At 40.2% G+C, this 20,753-nt stretch carries 17 protein-coding genes; 15 read left to right on the top strand and 2 right to left on the bottom strand.

From position 1 onward, the window contains the following. Nucleotides 1-416 precede the first annotated feature (416 nt). The 5 genes from AN392_RS14440 (at nt 417) to ihfA (ending at nt 5,947) form a co-directional block, all read left to right on the top strand. A complete protein-coding gene (locus tag AN392_RS14440; RefSeq protein ID WP_054201186.1) occupies nt 417-1,472 on the top strand; it encodes a DUF2066 domain-containing protein in 1,056 nt (351 codons plus the stop codon). Beyond that, the gene (gene hda, locus AN392_RS14445) at nt 1,472-2,182 is read left to right on the top strand and encodes a DnaA inactivator Hda (RefSeq protein ID WP_010392888.1); all 711 of its coding nucleotides are present in this window, start codon (nt 1,472-1,474) and stop codon (nt 2,180-2,182) included. Before AN392_RS14440 ends, hda begins: the two co-directional genes overlap by 1 nt. A gap of 82 nt (nt 2,183-2,264) precedes the next feature. Continuing rightward, nucleotides 2,265-3,245, top strand: coding sequence for a phenylalanine--tRNA ligase subunit alpha (pheS, locus tag AN392_RS14450; protein ID WP_008468473.1), 981 nt, complete (start codon nt 2,265-2,267; stop codon nt 3,243-3,245). A 15-nt stretch (nt 3,246-3,260) separates the two neighbouring features. After that, a complete protein-coding gene (gene pheT, locus AN392_RS14455; RefSeq protein ID WP_055013111.1) occupies nt 3,261-5,648 on the top strand; it encodes a phenylalanine--tRNA ligase subunit beta in 2,388 nt (795 codons plus the stop codon). 2 nt (nt 5,649-5,650) lie between these two features. Continuing rightward, entirely contained in the window at nt 5,651-5,947 is a 297-nt protein-coding gene (gene ihfA, locus AN392_RS14460; protein ID WP_008114070.1) for an integration host factor subunit alpha, read from the top strand. A 41-nt stretch (nt 5,948-5,988) separates the two neighbouring features. Here the strand turns inward: ihfA and AN392_RS14465 are convergent, their stop codons facing one another. Continuing rightward, nucleotides 5,989-6,786, bottom strand: a complete 798-nt coding sequence (locus AN392_RS14465; RefSeq protein WP_055013112.1) for a DUF2989 domain-containing protein — start codon at nt 6,784-6,786, stop codon at nt 5,989-5,991. A gap of 439 nt (nt 6,787-7,225) precedes the next feature. Between AN392_RS14465 and AN392_RS14470 the strand changes: the two genes are divergently transcribed. The 10 genes from AN392_RS14470 (at nt 7,226) to ccoG (ending at nt 20,292) form a co-directional block, all read left to right on the top strand. Beyond that, complete coding sequence (locus tag AN392_RS14470) at nt 7,226-8,668, top strand: glyceraldehyde-3-phosphate dehydrogenase (RefSeq protein WP_010392881.1); 1,443 nt, start codon at nt 7,226-7,228, stop codon at nt 8,666-8,668. A gap of 192 nt (nt 8,669-8,860) precedes the next feature. After that, on the top strand, nt 8,861-9,988 hold the full coding sequence (locus tag AN392_RS14475) for a M14-type cytosolic carboxypeptidase (protein ID WP_054200633.1): 1,128 nt from the start codon (nt 8,861-8,863) through the stop codon (nt 9,986-9,988). Nucleotides 9,989-10,361: 373 nt separating this feature from the next. After that, nucleotides 10,362-11,864 (top strand): sodium:alanine symporter family protein, encoded by a 1,503-nt coding sequence (locus AN392_RS14480; protein ID WP_055013113.1) that lies wholly within the window; start codon nt 10,362-10,364, stop codon nt 11,862-11,864. A 122-nt stretch (nt 11,865-11,986) separates the two neighbouring features. Then, nucleotides 11,987-12,313 (top strand): hypothetical protein, encoded by a 327-nt coding sequence (locus AN392_RS14485; protein ID WP_008114079.1) that lies wholly within the window; start codon nt 11,987-11,989, stop codon nt 12,311-12,313. A 1-nt stretch (nt 12,314) separates the two neighbouring features. Beyond that, on the top strand, nt 12,315-12,596 hold the full coding sequence (locus AN392_RS14490) for a YeaC family protein (RefSeq protein ID WP_055013114.1): 282 nt from the start codon (nt 12,315-12,317) through the stop codon (nt 12,594-12,596). Further along, entirely contained in the window at nt 12,586-15,270 is a 2,685-nt protein-coding gene (locus AN392_RS14495) for a DUF349 domain-containing protein (RefSeq protein WP_055013115.1), read from the top strand. The genes AN392_RS14490 and AN392_RS14495 overlap by 11 nt, the downstream gene beginning before the upstream one ends. Nucleotides 15,271-15,360: 90 nt before the next feature. Beyond that, nucleotides 15,361-15,915: a DUF1439 domain-containing protein gene (locus AN392_RS14500; RefSeq protein ID WP_055013116.1), complete on the top strand. Its 555-nt coding sequence runs from the start codon at nt 15,361-15,363 to the stop codon at nt 15,913-15,915. Between the two features lie 64 nt (nt 15,916-15,979). Further along, entirely contained in the window at nt 15,980-17,281 is a 1,302-nt protein-coding gene (locus AN392_RS14505) for an AarF/ABC1/UbiB kinase family protein (protein ID WP_055013117.1), read from the top strand. 56 nt (nt 17,282-17,337) lie between these two features. After that, nucleotides 17,338-18,756, top strand: a complete 1,419-nt coding sequence (locus AN392_RS14510) for a sigma-54-dependent Fis family transcriptional regulator (RefSeq protein ID WP_055013118.1) — start codon at nt 17,338-17,340, stop codon at nt 18,754-18,756. Nucleotides 18,757-18,909: 153 nt separating this feature from the next. Then, nucleotides 18,910-20,292 carry a cytochrome c oxidase accessory protein CcoG gene (gene ccoG, locus AN392_RS14515; RefSeq protein WP_055013119.1) on the top strand — a complete coding sequence of 461 codons (1,383 nt, stop codon included), beginning with the start codon at nt 18,910-18,912 and terminating at the stop codon, nt 20,290-20,292. Between the two features lie 21 nt (nt 20,293-20,313). On the opposite strand, the gene AN392_RS14520 is transcribed toward ccoG, so the two are convergent. Then, complete coding sequence (locus AN392_RS14520) at nt 20,314-20,730, bottom strand: hypothetical protein (RefSeq protein ID WP_055013120.1); 417 nt, start codon at nt 20,728-20,730, stop codon at nt 20,314-20,316. Between the last annotated feature and the right edge of the window lie 23 nt (nt 20,731-20,753).

Genomic DNA, 20,753 nt, shown 5'->3' on the forward strand with positions numbered 1-20,753 from the left:
AGTAGTGAAACGAAACAGCGCCGATGATAGTGTAGCATTTGTTATGTGAAAGTAGGACATTACCAGGCTCCAAATACAAGAAAGCCCGACTCGAAAGAGTCGGGCTTTTTTACGTCTGCAGGAAAGTGAAAAACAAAGGTAAAAGGTAAAAGGTAACAGGTTAAAAGGAAAAGAATAACAGCCTAAAGCCACCTCCATGTCTTTAGTAAGACTCTCACGCTGTTTTGCCGCAATATTCTACTGCGTCATCGCAACGAAGTAGCGCACCGACTCCAATTAGTCGGTATTTACTTTGAGGTTTTTTATGATCATTAAAGCGAGCTTAATGGCGTTAGTGACTGAGAAAAATATAATTTTGCTTTGTTAGTGGCTTTGATTTAGGATCAAAACAGTTTAAAACCATGAATGATTTGCCTGTGTATAGATTATTAATTAGCGCCTTATCCATTTTCTTTTGTGTTTCTGTATCAGCAGTTGAAGTAACTGATCTATATCAAGATATTTTGGTCGTAGAAGATAAATCTCGTGATACTCGTTTAGACGCTAGCCGCAAAGCGTTGCTTAACGTATTAGTAAAAGTGAGTGGTGACAAAAGCGCAGATGAAAATCGAGTCGCTAAGCAACGCACTAAAGATATATCCGATTATATGCTGAAATTTGAATATGATGAGCGTATCCCCGGAGAGCTTAAATTATTAGTTAAGTTTGAAGCACGAAAAATCGATGCACTAATCAAAGAGCTTAATTTGCCATTATGGGGAATGCAACGACCACTGGTTGCAATCTGGTTAGGGATTGAAGATAACAGGCAACGAGAGCTAGTAACTCAAGAAAGTTACCCACAGTTAGAGCAGCTCATTTATGATAAGGCAAGCCGTCGTGGATTACCTGTCGTTGTACCTTTGCTTGATTTACAAGATAGACGCCTTGTTGGTGTCCCTGAGGTTTGGGGGAACTTTTCTGAACCAGTAGAAGAGGCATCTAAACGTTACAGTGCTGAGCGCAGTATTACTGCTAGAATGTATCAAGAGTTTAACTCCGATAATTGGGTATTAGATTGGCGTTTTACTAATGACGAAATGTTTGAATCTAACCGAATTATTGGCTATAGACAGCAAATCGTTGCGCAAATGATTGATGATTTAGCGCAAGGTTTAGCTGGCGAATATGCGATCGATCCGAATGCGTATTATGAGCAACGTACTGCCAATTTGACCTTAAAAGGGACAGATAATTTTGTGGATATAGAGTTGGCAAAGCGCCGTCTACTCAACTTAAGTGTTGTCACCCAAGCGGTTATTATACGTAAAACTCCCGATTCTGTTGAATTTAAGCTAGATCATACCGGCACTGTAAACGATCTTAAAAAAGCCCTTGGTCTTGATAATGCCTTTAAAGATTATGTCGACCCCCGTGCTTTTTATCACATAGTTGATAAGCAAAGCCTAGAGTATCAATGGGTTGAAAACTAATGCTAACTCAAGAGCCAATGCAAATGGCGCTACCGGTTACTTTACCGGATGATGAAACATTTGCCTCTTATTTTGGGGGAGAAGACTCATTAGAGGTTAACCACCTTAAAGATAGCTTTTCTAAGCTATCTCAAGCTTTTCAGTATACTTATTTGTGTGGCTTAGGAGACTCAGGTAAATCCCATTTGTTATACGCCACCTGTATTCAAGCCCAGGAGCGCGGCTTATCGAATATGCTGCTATCAATGCGAGAAGTTCTACATTTTGGCCCGATGGTTTTAGATGGTCTTGAGGCGCTAGATGTATTATGTATTGATGATGTTCACTTAGTGGCGGGTAATGATGCATGGGAAAAAGCGTTATTTAATTTCTTCAACCGCTTTAATGAGCCTAATAAAATGCTGGTAGTAACTGCTGATTTACTGCCAAATATGCTTAATATTAGCTTGCCCGATTTAGAATCACGCTTGAAGTGGGGTACCACCTTTCAAATTCGCTCCATGAGTGATGATGATAAAGCACAAGCGCTAGTAAAGCGGGCAAACATGCGCGGTCTTGAACTGAGTGACGAATGCGCGCGGTTTTTATTAACCCGTTTAAGTCGTGATATGCGCGCATTATTGGATGTATTAGACAAATTAGATCACGCATCCATGGCTGCACAGCGAAAATTAACTATTCCTTTCATAAAATCAACGCTAAAGCTGTAGTAGGTCTAGAATCTAGACCCCGCTTTCAGTTATCATTAGCTAACTAAATTGTAATCACCTTCTTTGAAAGATCAGGTATCGAATGAACTTAGAAAATATATTAGCGCAAGCACTTGAGGCAGTTGCCAGTGCCAGTGAAATCGCGCAACTAGAAGAGATCAGGGTTAACTACCTTGGTAAAAAAGGCGAGATCACCAGCTTACTTAAAACACTGGGTAAAATTGCTCCTGAAGAACGCAAAGAAGCAGGCCAGGTAATCAATCAAGCTAAGCAAGATGTGCAAAGCGCAATTAATGACAAGCGTGAGCTGTTAGCGAGTAAAGCACTTGAAGAAAAACTAGCTGCTGAAACTATCGATGTAACTTTACCAGGGCGCGTTATGCCTTCTGGTGGCCTTCACCCAGTAACACGCACAATTGAGCGTATTGAAAGCTTTTTTGGTGAACTAGGCTTTGAAGTTAAATCAGGCCCTGAAGTTGAAGATGATTTTCATAACTTTGATGCGCTAAATATTCCTGAGCACCATCCTGCTCGCGCCGACCACGATACCTTTTACTTTAATCCTAAGTTGGTGTTGCGTACTCAAACTAGTGGTGTGCAAATTCGTACCATGGAAACAGAGCAGCCACCGCTTCGTATAATTTCACCAGGGCGTGTATATCGTAATGACTACGACCAAACACATACACCTATGTTCCATCAGGTGGAAGGTTTAATGGTCGATACCGACGTTAGCTTTACTGAGCTCAAAGGTATTTTACATGACTTCTTACGTAACTTTTTTGAAGAAGATATGGAAATTCGTTTCCGTCCTTCATTCTTCCCTTTTACAGAGCCCTCAGCCGAAGTTGATGTAATGGGTAAAGATGGTAAATGGTTAGAGGTATTAGGCTGTGGCATGGTTCACCCTAACGTACTTAAGTCTGTTGGTATCGATCCTGAAAAATACACCGGTTTTGCCTTTGGTATGGGTGTAGAGCGCTTAACTATGTTGCGTTACGGCGTAAACGATTTACGTGCGTTTTTCGAAAACGACTTAAAATTCCTAAACCAGTTCCGTTAAGAGTGAAGAAATAAAATGAAATTTAGTGAAAAGTGGTTAAGAGAGTGGGTAAATCCTGCAATTGATACGCAAGCTCTTTCGGAACAGCTTTCAATGGCTGGTTTAGAAGTAGATGGCGTAGAGCCGGCAGCAGCCAAATTTAATGGTGTTGTTGTAGGTGAGGTGGTTGAATGTGGCCAGCACCCTGATGCAGATAAACTACGTGTAACAAAAATTAATGTTGGTGGTGATGAACTGCTTGATATTGTTTGTGGTGCACCAAATTGCCGCCAAGGTATTAAAGTTGCTGTTGCCACTGTTGGTGCAGTATTACCAGGCGATTTTAAAATTAAAAAGGCCAAACTTCGTGGTCAACCATCACACGGCATGTTGTGTGCGTTTGATGAGCTAGGCATTAGCGAAGAAGGCGATGGCATTATGGAATTGCCGCTTGACGCGCCGATTGGCACAGATTTACGCGAATACTTAGGGTTAGATGACAATATCATAGATGTAGATTTAACCCCTAACCGTGGTGACTGTTTAGGTATTAAAGGCCTAGCTCGTGAAGTTGGCGTACTGAACAGCATTGATGTTAATACATTAAGTATTCCAGCGGTAGCACCGACAATTGAAGATAAAGTATCAATAGAGTTGGTTAACGATGAAGCTTGTCCTCGTTATTTAGGGCGTGTTATCAAAGGCATTAACCTTAATGCTGAAACACCTCTATGGATGGTTGAAAAGCTACGCCGTAGTGGTGTGCGTTCAATCGACCCGGTAGTTGATGTGACTAACTTTGTGTTATTAGAGCTTGGTCACCCAATGCATGCATTTGATTTAAATGCTATTGAGGGTGGAATTAAAGTACGTAGTGCAAACGCAGGTGAAGAATTAGTTTTGCTTGATGGTAACACTGCAAAGTTAAATGAATCGACATTAGTGATTGCCGATCATCATAAAGCGCTAGCCATTGCTGGTATTTTTGGTGGTGAGCAATCTGGCGTTACTGAAAAAACAGCTGATATTCTGTTAGAAAGCGCATTCTTTAACCCTGTTGCCATTGCTGGTCAAGCACGTAGCTACGGTTTACACACCGATGCATCTCATCGCTATGAGCGTGGTGTAGACTTTGCTCTACAACATGATGCAATGGAGCGCGCTACAGCGTTACTGCTTGAAATTGTTGGTGGTGAAGCGGGTCCTGTTGTTGAAGCTGTGGCTGCTGATAAGTTACCAAAGGTAACTGAAGTACGTTTACGTCGTTCACGTTTAGACCGCGTTATTGGTCATCATATTGAAGATGCGAAAGTAACCGATATTCTGACGCGTTTAGGACTTGATGTTAAATTTGACAATGATAGCTGGAGTGCTGATGTACCAAGCTACCGTTTTGATATTCGTATCGAAGAAGATTTAATTGAAGAAGTTGCACGTGTATACGGTTATAACAGCATTCCTAATGTTGCACCAACTGCAAAACTGAAAATGACCACGCATGATGAGTCAACTGTTGCCCTGAGCCGTTTTCGTAATGCCTTAGTAACACGTGGCTATCAAGAAGCCATTACTTACAGTTTTGTTGACCCTAAAGCGCAAGCTATTTTACACCCTGAGTGTAATGCATTGGTATTGCCGCACCCAATTTCAATTGAAATGTCAGCGATGCGTGTAAGTTTAATGCCAGGGTTGCTTTCATCTGTTGCGTATAACCAAAACCGCCAACAACCTCGTATTCGCTTATTTGAACACGGCCTTAAGTTTATCAGTGATGAAAATGCTGAAAATGGTGTATACCAAGTGCCTGTTATTGGTGGCGTTATTACTGGTTTGGTTCATGGTGAGCATTGGGTTGAAGAAAAACGTAACGTTGATTTTTATGACCTAAAAGGGGATGTTGAAGCATTACTTGCAATTACCAACGATGTTAGCCGCTTTGAAATTAAAGCTGAGCAATCGGATGGTCTTCACCCTGGCCAGTCTGCCGTTATTTATGTTGATGGTAAAAAAGTAGGTTTCTTTGGTGCATTACATCCTCAAGCGCAAAAATCGTTAGATATCAACAATGCTACTTTTGTGTTTGAAATTGAAATGTCGGCATTAGAAAAAAGAAATTTACCTCAAGCTGTAGGGGTGTCTAAATTCCCATCAAATCGCCGCGACATCGCGATTTTAGTACAAGACAGCGTTAAAATTGGTGATATTTTAAACGTCATCGGAAAAGTTGGCGGAAATCAATTGGTTGACCTAAACTTATTCGATGTGTATAAGGGCAAAGGTATTGAGCCAAATTATAAGAGTTTGGCGATTGCTCTAACACTGCAGGCGGTTGATAGAACACTCGAAGAGAAAGATATCAATCAGGTAGTTGATAACGTGGTGGCCGCACTGGCCGAACAGTTTAATGCATCGTTGAGGGACTAGATATGGCGCTTACTAAAGCCGACATAGCTGAACACCTATTTGAAAAGCTCGGGATCAATAAAAAAGATGCCAAAGATTTAGTTGAAGCGTTTTTTGAAGAAATCCGCTCAGCGCTTGAAAAAGGCGAGCAGATTAAGCTCTCTGGATTTGGTAACTTTGATCTTCGAGATAAGAAAGAAAGACCGGGACGTAATCCGAAAACGGGAGAAGATATTCCAATTTCAGCGCGTCGCGTAGTTACTTTTAGGCCGGGGCAAAAGTTAAAGACCCGTGTCGAAGTAGGCACAAGCAAAAAATAAACAAAAAGGCAGCGCAAGCTGCCTTTTTTGTATCTGTTGTATTATTTCCGGGGAGAAATAAATTTTCCTTGGTTTATTTGGTGTAATGTTTGCTCGGCGAGGGCATCTAAACTGTCTAAATTCTTTTCTTGTGCTATTAATTGCTGCTCAATTAATAATATATCGATATTTTTTATACCAGAGAGCTCTGCTATTTTGGCAAAAATGTACGCGTGCTTATATTGGTGGTGCTTATAGAAAAGGCTAATTAAAGAGGTGTATATTTCTGGATCAGGTATTTGCTTAGCTTGATTTAATGCCAATGTGTTGTATAAAAAATCAATTGCTTTTTGCTCATCAACTTTAATGTAATAAGACGCTAAATAAAATTGCATTTCAGCACTCGTTTCCACCTCGGGGGTATTTTCTAGAGCAAGTAGCCGGGTGAGTGCCGTTTCATCATTGTTTCTTGACCAATGGTAATAGAGTAGGCCAGGGTGAGTGGTTGTTTGTGTTTGCTGATAAATACGTGCCATTTCTCTATTACTGGTGAGGTAGGCTCGTCGACGGGCGGTAGTTTTACCTTTTAGTTTTATATGCTGAATATTAGCGGCTAAGCCAATACATTGGTTGTAATGCTCAAACGCTTTGAGTAGTTGATATTTGTTCTCATCGGTTGGTTGTAAGGATTCGAGGTAGCGATAAAAGATTGTATGTTCTCGTTGTGCTTTACAGTGGCCATCTTGGTTAAGATCATTGCACATGGCGGGTGATTGCACACAAATATCTTCAACGGTAAAAGATTCTTCACATCCTGCAAGCAACAATGCAAAAGTGAGGGTTATGTGCTTAAAAGCCATCCGAATCTCTCAATTTATTAGGGTCTGTTGACCTTTCAAGGTTGAATTTGCAGCAGTCTGTTTGGTATTGAGGCAAGGCAGAGCCTATGTGGTGTGGTTATTCCCCATAAATAGGCGATAACGCAGCATCAATGCCAAACAGGCGCTGCCCGAAGGGTTATGCCTAGGGGCTATTTACTCTTTGTTGCTCGGTTTTGACTTAGCCCACTAGGTTACAAACCTCGCGCCGCGATTAAGTTGCCCCTAGTTTGAACAAATTTTAATCCGTAAAGGTCAACAGACCCTCATATAGTATTATTCTAGCCTAAACTTTAGTCTCTAACAGTAGAGAATAAAATGAGATTAAATTAGAATAGGCCTGCCCGAAGGAATGTGTTGCTCTCAAAATTCGATACATTCTTAGGCTATCCGTTCAAAATTGTTTAATTAGGTAAAAAAAATGACCTCATCTCACGAGTTAGAATACACAAGTAGCTGGCAAGAACGTCAAGATTACGCTGAAAGCATGCAACCAATTATTGGTAAATTGTACCGTAATCGTGGTATTGAAATCGCTGTTTACGGCCGTCCATTAGTAAACTCAAGCACTATTGATATTATTAAGTCTCATAAATCAGTAGCCCAGTTTGAAGGAACTAAACTTCGCCTACGTGAAAGCTTCCCATTCTTAGAAGCTATCAGCAAAATGGAATTAAATTCTGCCCGTATCGATATTGGTAAATTAGCATACAGCTATTTATACACAGATGCTGCGAATGGCCGTTCAGTAGAAGAGTTCGTTAAAGACGAGCTAGCTGAAATTGTTAATTCTGAGCCTAAAGCACCACGTGACGTAGTACTTTACGGCTTTGGTCGTATCGGCCGCTTATTAGCACGTTTGCTAATTGAAAAGTCAGGCCCATACGCCGACTTAAACCTACGCGCTATTGTTGTGCGTGGTGGTAAAGACGGCGATTTAGAAAAACGTGCAAGCTTATTGCGTCGTGATTCTATCCATGGTCCGTTTAATGGTTCAATTACCATTGATAAAGAACGCAATGCTATTAAAGCTAATGGTAGCTACATTCAAGTTATCTACGCTAATTCGCCAAGCGAAGTTGATTACAGTGCCTACGGTATCGAAAACGCACTTGTTGTTGATAACACAGGTATTTGGAAAGATGAAGCTGGCCTTGGTCAACACTTAGAATCTAAAGGTGCTGCAAAAGTATTATTAACAGCGCCAGCTAAGGGCAACATTAAAAATATCGTTTACGGTGTAAATAACCAAGATATTTTACCTGAAGATAAAATTGTATGTGCTGCAAGCTGTACAACTAATGCAATAACGCCAACATTGAAAGCATTAAACGATCAGTTTGGTATTAAGAATGGTCACGTTGAAACAGTTCACTCATACACTAATGACCAAAACTTAATTGATAACTACCACAAAGCAGAACGTCGTGGTCGTGCTGCGGCACTTAACATGGTTATCACTGAAACAGGTGCAGCTAAAGCGGTATCTAAAGCATTACCAGAGCTTGAAGGTAAACTAACAGGTAACGCAATTCGTGTACCTACACCAAACGTATCGTTAGCTATCTTAAACTTGAATCTTGAAAAGAGCACGACGGTTGAAGAACTTAATGCGTTTTTACGTGAAACAGCACTTCACTCAGACCTACGTGATCAAATCGATTACACAGCGTCAACTGAAATTGTATCTACCGATTTAGTGGGTAGTCGTTACGCAGGTGTTGTTGATTCTCAAGCAACGATTGTTGATGAAAACCGTGTTGTACTTTACGTATGGTACGACAATGAGTTTGGTTATAGCTGCCAGGTAGTTCGCTGTATGCGCGATATGGCAGAAGTCTCATTCCCAAGTTTACCTCGATAAACACTTGAGCAATTAAAAAAAGCCAGCACTTGCTGGCTTTTTTAGGTCTGAAGATTTTTAAAGTGTAGTGGTTATGGTACGCTTTATTAAATTGAGTACGTAGTAATAGCCGTTTAAAGTGCATTAACACGTACTTACCTCTTGGCTAAATCCTTTGGTCAAGACACACAGTTAACTAATAGGTTTGTTGTAATGAAAATCAGTAGCAATTTTGACAGTGGTAATATTAAAGTTATTGAAGCCACCGATCCGTTAAATATTCAGTTAGAAATTAATAAAGATCATCAGTCTGAGTTTTATCAGTGGTTTCACTTTCGTCTTGAAACAACGCCTTATCAATTACATCAGTTAAATATTAATAATCTTGATAAGTCTGCATACCCAGATGGTTGGGTAGACTACCAAGCTGTTGCCTCATACGACCGTCAAACATGGTTTCGTGTACCGTCTTCGTATGAAAATGGCACACTAACATTTGAGCTTGAGCCTGAGTGTAGCAGCGTTTACTTTGCCTATTTTGCTCCTTACAGCTACGACCGCCATTTAGACTTATTATCATGGGCACAAAGCCAAGAGCTTTGTCAGTTAGAGACGCTAGGTCAAACCCTTGATGGCCGTGATATGAGCGTGCTTAAAATTGGTCAGCCAAGTGCAGATAAAAAAATCATCTGGGTCACGGCTCGCCAACACCCGGGTGAAACTATGGCAGAGTGGTTTGTAGAAGGCTTATTACACAAGCTGCTTGACGATGAAGACCCACATGCAGCAGCCTTACTATCAAAAGCGGTATTCTATGTAGTGCCAAATATGAATCCAGATGGCAGTGCACGTGGTCACTTACGTACTAATGCTAAAGGGGTTAACTTAAACCGTGAATGGCAAACACCAAGCATGGAAAATAGTCCTGAAGTTTACTTAGTGCTTAATAAAATGCGAGAAGCAGGCTTAGATATGCACCTTGACATTCACGGGGATGAAGCCATTCCATATAACTTTGTTGCCGGTAGTGAAGGCATACCAAGTTATGATGCACGCCTAAAAGGCCTTGAAGACAGCTTTAAAGCCGCGCTTTTAACTATTACTCCAGAGTTTCAAGATACGCATGGCTACGATAAAGACGAACCAGGTCAAGCTAATTTAACAGTAGGTTCATCAGCGACCGCTGAAGAATTTAAAGCGCTTACTTACACCGTTGAAATGCCATTTAAAGATAATAATGACTTACCTGATCCAGATTACGGTTGGTCAGATCGTCGTTCATATCAATTTGGTCAAGATACCTTAGCAGCCATTGTTAATGTTGTAGACAACTTAAGATAAAACGCTTGTTTTAAAGGGTATCAATAATTTTGATGCCCTTTTTATTTTAGGCTAAACCGGCCGTATCAAAAAATAAAAATCATTTCCCACCATCACACTAAAACGTTTCAATACACCTTCTCGACAGATTTAATAACCTATAGTTTTAATCCATTTCCACTTAGTTAAACGTTGTCTTAGCAGGCTCAATATAAATAAACAATAAGTTGTTTTGAAAATTAACTGTTAACAAGGTTGAGTACTTAAGTTAATATCGATTGAACAATAAGAAAGGCGATAAAGATTAACCCCTTATTTCGTAAAGCTTATGACAGGTATTCTGAGTAGCAGAGTATGGTAATTAATAATAATAAATATAACTGTGAGGATGTTCATGGAAGCTTTTGTAAGCGCCGTTAATAATGTTGTTTGGAGTAATGCACTCATCTATTTATGCCTAGGCGCAGGCTTATTTTACTCCGTACTAACTCGATTTGCTCAAGTTAGACATTTTAAAGAAATGTGTAAGCTACTATTTAGCCCTAATACCTCAGAAAAAGGGATCTCATCTTTTCAAGCTCTTGCTGTTTCATTGTCTGGCCGAGTAGGGGTTGGTAATATTGCCGGTGTTGCAGCCGCAATCGGTTTTGGTGGCCCTGGCGCTATTTTTTGGATGTGGGTTGTTGCTTTTTTAGGTGCAAGCACTGCATACGCTGAGTCAACATTAGGTCAAATTTACAAACTAGAAGAAGACGGCCAGTACCGCGGTGGTCCAGCCTATTATTTTGACCGTTGTTTAGGGCAAAAGTGGCTGGCTGTTTTATTTGCTGTGTCGGCAATTATAGCCTGTGGAGTTTTTCTGCCGGGCGTGCAAGCAAATGCTGTGGGCAACGCATTCACTCAAGTATTTGGTGATGGCACTATGGTGTCTACAACTTTTGGTGACGTAGGCAGTTTTAAACTCGTTGCATTGGCCATTATTCTAATCGTTTTAGCGTTTATTATCTTTGGTGGTATAAAGCGCATTGCTAATTTTACCCAAATTGTAGTGCCATTTATGGCGCTTGGTTACATCGTATTGGCTTTAATTATCGTATTTTTAAACATAGACAAAGTACCAGGCATTTTCTCGCTTATTATTGGTGATGCATTTACAGCCCAAGCAGGCTTTGGTGCTGCAATTGCTTGGGGTGTTAAGCGTGGTATCTATTCTAATGAAGCCGGTCAAGGTACAGGTCCTCATGCAGCGGCGGCAGCAGAAGTTGATCACCCTGCACAGCAAGGTTTAGTGCAAGCTTTTTCTGTTTATGTTGATACACTTTTTGTATGTACAGCAACGGCATTAATGATTTTAATGACGCAGCAATACAATGTAGTCGGTACTTTGCCAGAAGGGCAGTTCATCATACAAAATGTGGATGCAGCAACTGAAGTGGGATCAGCAGCATTCACCCAAATGGCGTTGTTTAGTGTATTTGGTAGTTTTGGAGAAGCGTTTGTAGGTATCGCTTTATTCTTCTTTGCTTTTACCACTATACTTGCTTATTACTTCATTGCTGAGACTAATATCGCGTACTTAAATCGCTACTTTAAAGGAAGTATTCCGCTTGTAGTGGTAAAACTTATGATTATGTTTATGGTAGCCTACGGCATGGTTAACAGTTCTGGTTATATATGGACTATTGGCGACATAGGCGTTGGCTTAATGGCGTGGATCAACATATTGGGTATATTAGCCATTTTCTTTGTCGCTAAACCGGCCTTATCATGTTTGAGCGATTATGAAGAACAAAAGAAAAAAGGTGGAAAAATCATATTTGATCCCGTTAAGTTAGGGATTAAAAATGCTACCTTCTGGGAAAAGCGCCTTGAAAAGCAATCAAAAGACGCTGAATAAACAGACCCTAATAACTTAATATGAACTATGGGTTAAATTCAAAAAAGACAAAGAGCAATAAAACAAGTACAATGAAAAGCGCCGAAAGGCGCTTTTTTTATGCGTAGTATGGAGAGAGATGTATGGCGATTATTCGTTGCCCCAAATGTGCAAAATCAATTTCAGATAAACATCCGCAGTGTCCACATTGCCAAAGTAACGTTGCTGAATTAAATGCCGAGCAAGTTCAACAACTTCAACGTGAGCAGCGAATTAAAAAGCAGCAAATGTTTATGAACCACTCCTTTTTAGCGCTGATCTTATTTTTAGGTGGCTTCTTTTGTTTGTACTTCCTACAACCTCAAGAAAAAACACTTCAGTGGTATGCGTATACCTCAGCGATAGGCATTGGCTGTATTTGGTACCTTATTAACCGTATTATTTTAGTGACTCTGAAAAAGAAAAAATGACATGAATATTGACAACTTAGTACAGAATATTACTCCAGAATTATTTGAGCGCCTACAATATGGTGCATCAACAGGAAAGTGGCCAGATGGCACACCTTTATCAGATGAACAAAAACAACAAACAGTCCAACTTGTGATGTTGTATCAAGCAAAAGTAGCACAATCAAACGAGCAGTTTACCATTGGTGCAGATGGAGAAATGATCCAAAAAACCAAAGCGCAACTACAAAAAGAATTTAAATCAGATAAAGAAATAGCTAGGTTCAGTGAAAATGATCTTTAAACACCTTTTTACACCAAAATGGAAACACCCGAAGCAACAAGTTCGTTTAGATGCGATTGAAAAACTTGATGTAGCACGCGACGTAACAATTTTAAGCACCTTAGCGCTTGAAGACTCATCGGCTGAAATTCGTCGTAAAGCACTGCAAAAAGTAAACGATTTACCGCTTTGGTGGAAAGCCTATAAACAAGACCAGGCATTAAAAGATGTGGCTGAGCAACAAATTTCGTCTGCTGTATTAAACAGTGAAAGTAGCTTATCGGCACAGATTAAAAATGAGTATATTGAACGCTTTGCACCGATTAAAACCCTTGAAAAACTAGCATTTGCAGAAAAAGAACTGCAAGTGAGAGTTAAGCTCTTAAAACGCCTAGCAAACCCTAAACTGATTGAAAAAGCCTTTAAAGAAGCCAATGAAGAGCTGCAAAAGCAGTTAGTTGATTTAGTGATTACTCAGCAGTTAACTAAAGCACTGTTAAAGCATGCTCAAGGTGAAGCTAAAGTAGCGCTTGAAAGTCATCTTGAAAACGAGCGTTTAGCACTTGAAATGCCATCGCAAGTTGAAAACGCAACCCGTGTTATTTTAGCCAAGCTTAATGCATTGCGTGATAAACACGACTACGCCATTGTTGACCCACAAGCCGCAGAACTCATGGCACAATGGCAAGCCTTAGAATTAAAATGGCTAAGTGAAGAACATGTAAAAACCCTTGATGCTAAGTATATTTTAATTACCGATAAGCTTGATGCCCACATTGCCATACTAAAAGCGCAGCACGAAATAGAGCAGCAACGTTTAGCGCAACAACAGCGCCAAGTGTTAGCGTTAGCTACGTTAGAAGCATTAAGTGAAGAAATTGAGAATGCATTACAGTTAGGCTTAGAAACGCCAGAGCAAATTCAGCAAGATTGGCTTAATGCAAAAGTAGCGCAAGCGAAAGACACGCTAGATAAAACGGAACTGGTGGCTGATCAGCAATCAAAACAAGTGATTAATAAGCTTGAGCAATTATTCTCACAAGTTGCTAAGTTGCCTGAGCTAACTGCGGCGATTAAAGAATATAAAATTGCCTACAATGCGCTTAGTGAAATAAAACCTGCAGAGCAACTTAGCGATTACGATCAACAGTTAACAGCATTCAATAATACCTTTAAAACTGCACGCAGCCACTTAAATTTACTTAGCGCTGATTTACAAACGTCATTTAAAGCTCAGCTTAATGCGCATAAGAAGCAGTTTTTAGCTGCAATGAGCGAACTCACTAAGCCGTTAGAAAAAACTCAAAGCCAAGCTAAGCGAAAAGCGCGTGATGTTAAACGTTTAATTGAAGAAGGGCGTTTTAATGTTGCATTTGGTGTATTTAAAGGCTTCGAAGAGCTATTTAATGCCCTAACTGAGAAATACCAACAGCCGCTGGTTAACTTAAAAGCTGATCTAGAAGCGCAGCTAGCTGATGCTAAAGATTGGCAAAAGTATGCAGCGGCCCCTAAACGCACTGCACTTTTAGAAGAAGTAACACTGTTAGTTGATGAGCCTTGTAACGATCCGCAACAGCGTGCTGACCAAGTTAAAGTATTGCGTAAGCGTTGGAATGAACTAGGTCGCCTTGATACAGAGCAAGAAAAGCAGCAAGGAAATGAGTTTGATGAAAAAATTGAGCTATTGTTCGCACCTTGTCGTAGTTATTTCGCAGAGCAAGAAATCCAGCGTGAAGCGGCTAAAGTAGAGCGTGAGCAACTAATAGCGCAAATGCATGCACTGCATTTACAAGCGACAGAGGATACTGATTTAGATTGGAAACAATTTGAAAGCCACTACAACCGATTACAAAAAGCATGGCGTAGTGTAGGTAAAGTTGATCCTAAAACATACCGAATTTTAAACGAGCGTTATAAGACAGAACAGCAGCTAGTTGTATCTTCACTTAATGCGTTTCATAAAGGCAATGCCGCACTTAAAAATGAGCTCGTTGAGCAAGCGCAACAGCTATCTCAAAGTGAAAACCTAGCAGAGGCGTGTCAGCAGTTAAAGCAGTTACAGCAACAATGGCAGAGTATAGGGTTTGCAGGCTTAAAAGCTGAGAATGCACTATGGCAAAAATTCCGTGAGTTTAATGATGCAACATTCACTAAACGCAGCGAAGAGTTTGAGCAGCAAAAACGCGAGCAAGGTGAATCAGATAAGCTAGCAACAGCCGAACTAAATGAGCTCGAAGCGGCTTTAAATAGTGTTGAAGGTAAAGCCCAATTACTTGATCTGCAAACCAAAGTTAAAGGGTATATGCCATTTAAATCGTTAACGCCTAAAGTATCCGCTTTATTGTCAGCTATAGATGAAAAGCTAACCGGATTAGCCGCCAAAAACGAACAAGCTAACTTAAACGCATTATTTGTTGCGCTTGAGAATAATGAACCAGTGCCAAGTCAGTTCACTGGTGTGGTAAAAACGTCATTAAGTATCGAGCAGTTGCTAACCCGTATGGAAATACTAGCCAACGTGAGTTCGCATGACTCAGCGCAAAGAATGGTTGAGCAAGTGGCAATGCTAGATGACAAGCACCGTGGAGACCACGCTGATTTAAACTATTATTTAAAGCAATTAGTTGCACTCAGCGAAGGTTCAGTCAAAACTGACACACTAGCAAGGTTAAAAGTTATTTTTGCTGTAAACTAACTTTTATCAACTAAAATAAAAAAACCGCTATTAAAGCGGTTTTTTATTATGGCTACTTACTGCCAATACGATTAATGAATAGGGTTTTGTATGAAAATTTTTGTTTTTATTTCACTATTATTTTTAGCTGCCTGTAACAGCACTCAGGGTATTTCGGTTTATTCATTTACAAATTCAGAGGTTGAGTCGTTACTAAATAAAGAGTTACCTAAATTAAGTGAAAAAGTTAGCCTGATGGGCTTACCTGTGCAGTTTGATGTAAATGATTTAAGCGTTAATATTGGTCCCGACAACAGTGATTATGTTTTATTAGGTGCTGATTCGAGCGCCGAGATTAATGCCTTTGCATTAAAGTATCCTGTGCGTTTAAAGTTACAAATACAAGGCACGCCTTTTTATGATAGCGAGAAAAAAGCCGTATTTTTACGTAATGTTAAGTTACGCGATTCAAGTATTGATGCAGGGGGTTTTAAAGGTAATTTAGAAGTGCTGGATAACGAAGCGATGGATGTCATGAATGCATTTTTAGCGGTTAACCCTGTTTATAAGTTAAATATGAACGACCCTAAAATGGCACTGTTAAGTAATTTACCCTTAGATTTAAAAGTAGTCGAAGGCGCGATTAAGCTAGTACCTCGGTTATAATTTAGATCTAATAAGCGTAATAAAACGTATTAATTGACCTTATTATTAATAGATTAGGTTAATTATGGCTAATGAGCGATCCGTTCCCACCTCTCGACTTTCACGATTTGCAAAGTTAGGCTCATTAGCCACCGGCGTTGCCACAAATATGTTAGTAGGTGGTGCCAAAAGTGCGCTTAGTGGTAAAGGCTGGGATAATAAAAGCTTATTACTCCAGCCGAAAAATATTGAAAACTTAGCCACTCAGCTATCGCACCTTCGCGGTGCGGCAATGAAGCTTGGGCAGTTACTTTCAATGGATGCTGGCGACTTATTAACTCCCGAGCTTGCGCAGTTACTGTCTTTGTTGCGTGCCGATGCCAACCCAATGCCACATAAGCAATTAGTGAGCGTGCTAAAAGAGCAATGGGGGGATGACTGGTTATCGCGTTTTTCTCATATTGAACTAAGACCGTTTGCAGCTGCATCAATTGGGCAGGTTCATTTAGCTTATATAGAAAATGGTGATCAATTAGCCGTTAAAATTCAATATCCAGGTATTGCTAAAAGTGTGGTAAGCGATGTGGATAATGTGATCACTTTACTTACTTTATCGCGATTATTACCTAAAGAATTGGATATAAAACCCTTAGTTGAAGAAGCCAAGGCACAGCTATTAGCAGAGGCCGACTACACTCGAGAAGCTGAATATTTAGCATGTTACAAAAACCTGTTAGCAAATAACGCGCATTTCAAAGTCCCTAGCGTGTATCCTCAGCACAGTACTGCGCAAGTGCTAACCATGGAGTATGTAGATGCCAAGCCTATAGAGGGCATTACATATTTACCACAATCAGATCGAAGTCGGGTTGCTGAGCAATTAATTGATTTGTTTTTTAAAGAAATGTTTGAGTTTAAGTTAATTCAAACCGACCCTAACTTTGCTAATTACCATTACCAACCAGAATCACAAAAAATCGTGTTATTTGATTTTGGTGCCACCCGAGAAATTACAGCTACCCTAAGTGATGCCTATTTAGCCTTGTTTAAAGCCGGCAGTAATAATGATCGTGAAGGTGTGCTCAATGCCGCCACTGCAATTGGCTATTTTAAAGACGCTTTAAAAGATGACTATAAAGAAAGAGTGATTGATTTATTTTTAATGGCTTGCGAGCCACTTCGCTATAATGGCGAGTTTGATTTTAAAAACAGTGAGCTTGCTAGCAACATCAAAGATGCCGGATTACAGTTAAGCGCACAGTCGCAGCAGTGGCATACTCCACCTGTGGATGCATTGTTTATTCATCGTAAATTAGCCGGCTTATATTTAATTGCAGCGCGCTTAGAAGCCAAAATAGATGTTAAGGCGTTATTTAGTCATTATTAGGTGTTAAAGCAGGAGAAAATTGGCATAATGATCGCGATATTTCGCGAGGTTGTATTATGATAAAAAACTTTTTAAACGATCCTACCTTATTGCTTAATGCGGTGGGTGAGGGCATATACGGATTTGATTTATCCGGCAATGCGGTATTTGTAAACCCAGCTGCAGAGCGAATGACTGGGTGGACGGCCGATGAATTATTAGGAAAGAAAATACATCAATATCATCATCATAGTCATGCCGATGGCACTCCTTACCCTGCCGATGAGTGCCAAATTTATTGCACTATGTTTGATGGCAAACGCCGCGAAGTAAAAAACGAAGTATTTTGGCGCAAAGATGGCAGTGCCTTTGCTGTTGAGTATACCTCCACTCCCGTTTATAAAAATAACCAGCTCATTGGTGCTGTAGCAGTATTTCGCGATATATCAGCACAACAGCAAACGCAAACTCAGTTGCACGAAGCGTTAGCTCAAGTAAAGCACCTAAGCGAGCAGCTAAAAGATGAGAATGATTACCTTATTGCCGAGCTTAATGAGGATTGGCAAGATTCAGGACTGGTTGGCCACAGTGCTGTATTCCAACGCATGTTAGATCAAATACAGTTAGTGAGTGAAACCGACAGCACCGTACTCATTCTTGGTGAAAATGGCACTGGCAAAGAGTTGGTAGCGCGTAACTTACACCGTCTCAGTAAACGCAACGAACAAGCATTTATAAAAGTAAATTGTGCGGCATTCACTCCAAGTTTATTAGAGTCAGAACTTTTTGGGCATGAAAGAGGCTCATTTACTGGCGCTAACGAGCGTCGTAAAGGACGTTTTGAACTTGCCGATCACGGCACCTTATTTTTAGATGAAGTCGCAGAGCTGCCGCTAGAGTCCCAAAGTAAGCTATTAAGGGTATTACAAGAGCGTGAATTTGAACGCGTTGGTGGTAGTCAAACCCTAAAGGTTGATATTCGTATAATTGCTGCAACCAACCGTAACCTGTGGGAAATGGTACAAGCAGGCCAATTCAGAATGGACTTATATTACCGTTTAAATGTGTTTCCTATTCATGTGCCTGCACTTAAAGAGCGAAAAGAAGACATTCCTTACTTGTGTCAAAACTTAATTGCACAAATAAACAAGCGCTTAGGTAAGCAATTGCTAGGGTTAAGTAAAAAAGCGATCAGGCAATTACAAGCCTATGACTGGCCAGGTAACATTAGAGAGCTACAAAATGTACTCGAACGAGAAGCTATTTTATCTAAACACTCTACATTACAGTTAAGTCAATCGCTTAAAGCGGGCGATGATAATGTAATAAACCCAACGCTTACACTTGATGAAGCACAAAAACAGCATATAAGCAGCGTATTAGCACTGTGTAATTGGAAAATTGCAGGTGAACAAGGCGCGGCAAATAAGTTGGGCTTACCAGAGAGCACCTTACGCTCAAAAATGCAAAAATTAGGACTGCGTCGCCAGAGTTAATCCGTGATATATCGCGATAGCCGCTAAATGTCGCGATATTGTAGTCAGGTTTTATTATTAAAATCATTTAATATCAATATTTTAAGCTAGCTTTCAGTGTGGTCTGAAAGTTGCAAATGCTTGCTTAATACCCGTCACTATGAAGTAAGTAACATGAAGTTTGATATTAAAGAAGAAGACATGATCATTAAGCCCTATAAAGAAGAGGGGCCAATTTATATACGCGAGCAAAAAGGTTTTTTTCAACGTATACGTCGCAATTTAGGCTGGTTGTTAATGCTGAGTTTTATTGCCATTCCATGGATTCAATATAACGGTCAGCAAGCGGTTTTATTGGATGTGGCCACCCAAAAATTTACTATTTTTGGCCTTACCTTGCTCCCTCAAGACTTTATGATTTTAGCCATGCTGTTTATGGTGGGAGCGTTTGCCCTATTTTTTGTTACCAACTGGCTTGGCAGAGTATGGTGTGGTTATACCTGCCCACAAACCATTTGGATGTTAATGTTTTCTTGGGTTGAGCAACGTATAGAGGGTACGCGTAACCAGCGTATTAAGCTTGATAAGAGCCCATGGGATATTACCAAATGGCGAAAAAAAATCACTAAGCACAGTGCTTGGCTGGTTATTTCGGTACTCACGGCGACCTCATTTTTAGCGTATTTTATCCCCGCTAAAACCTTGTACCTCGAAATGTTAAATTTAGAGTGGTCTGGGATCACCAGTTTTTGGGTATTTTTATTTGCGTTTTGTACTTATGGAAATGCGGGCTTTTTACGTGAAAAAATGTGTACTGTGGCGTGTCCGTATTCTCGCTTTCAATCGGTGATGTTTGATAAAGATACGCTGGTGGTTACTTACGATAGTGAGCGGGGTGAAAATCGCGGCCCACGTAAACGCAAAGCTGAACCTAAAGCGCTTAATTTAGGTGATTGCGTAGACTGTAACTTATGTGTGGAGGTATGCCCTGCAGGGATTGATATTCGCAATGGCTTGCAATATGAATGTATTAACTGTGGTTTATGTATTGACGCTTGTGACGACACCATGGATAAGTTTGGCTACGAAAAAGGCTTAATTAAATACGCCAGTGAAAAGCAAATGGCAGGGCAAAAAACTAATCCATTTAGGCTTAAACTTGTAGGTTATGGGGCGTTAACTGCGCTATTAATTTTATCTATGTTTGCTTGGATGTTACAACGCACCCCTATAGAAGCTTCTTTGCTTAGAGATAGAAACGCATTGTATCGGGTAAATTACGAAGGCTTAGTTGAAAATCCTTACACACTTACTATTATCAATAAAACTCAGCAACCGCTGCATTATTCAATTTCAATTAGCGGTTTAGAGGGGGCTAAATTGCAAAGCCCAAATGCTATATTAGTAGAGCCTGGGCTGATGAAAAGTGTGCCGGTAACGGTGACCGCATACGGTTACGACTTAGCACGCAAAGTGAGTAAGCTGAGTTTTGTGATCACTTCGCAAGAAGATCCTGCAATTACTATTACCAAAGACAGTCAGTTTTATAAAAATTAATAAAGTATGAGTCCTAGCCAGTTAACAACCTGACTCGGCTAGGGCTAGTTGCTTAATTACAAATTTTTTGGCGCTTTGAAAATCAGCAAACAAGCATTCTTGCAAATGAGCATCACGGCCAGAGCTGTGCATAATCCGCTGCAATTGCCTTATAGCAATAGGCGAGGTGAGGACAAACGCACTGATCAAACAGTTATTAATCCCCATTGTTTGGCTTACATCTATCATGTTTTTTTCAGCATCGGGGGTAGCAGCAATCACCTCAGGAGAGTGGCTAATATAACCCCAAGACAAATGTTTAAATGGTTCAATGCTATTTAATAAAGCGGCTTTAAAATGATTTAATAACTGAGGGTTTAAGTTACCTTTAAACTGCCCAATAACTATATTACCTTCAACACGCAAGCTATAACTGCCGTAGTTATTTTCAAATTTCAATAGCCGCCCCTTTTATTCATTAT

It is taken from the genome of Pseudoalteromonas sp. P1-16-1b, assembly GCF_001401785.1.
GTDB classification, from domain to species: Bacteria; Pseudomonadota; Gammaproteobacteria; order Enterobacterales; family Alteromonadaceae; genus Pseudoalteromonas; species Pseudoalteromonas undina.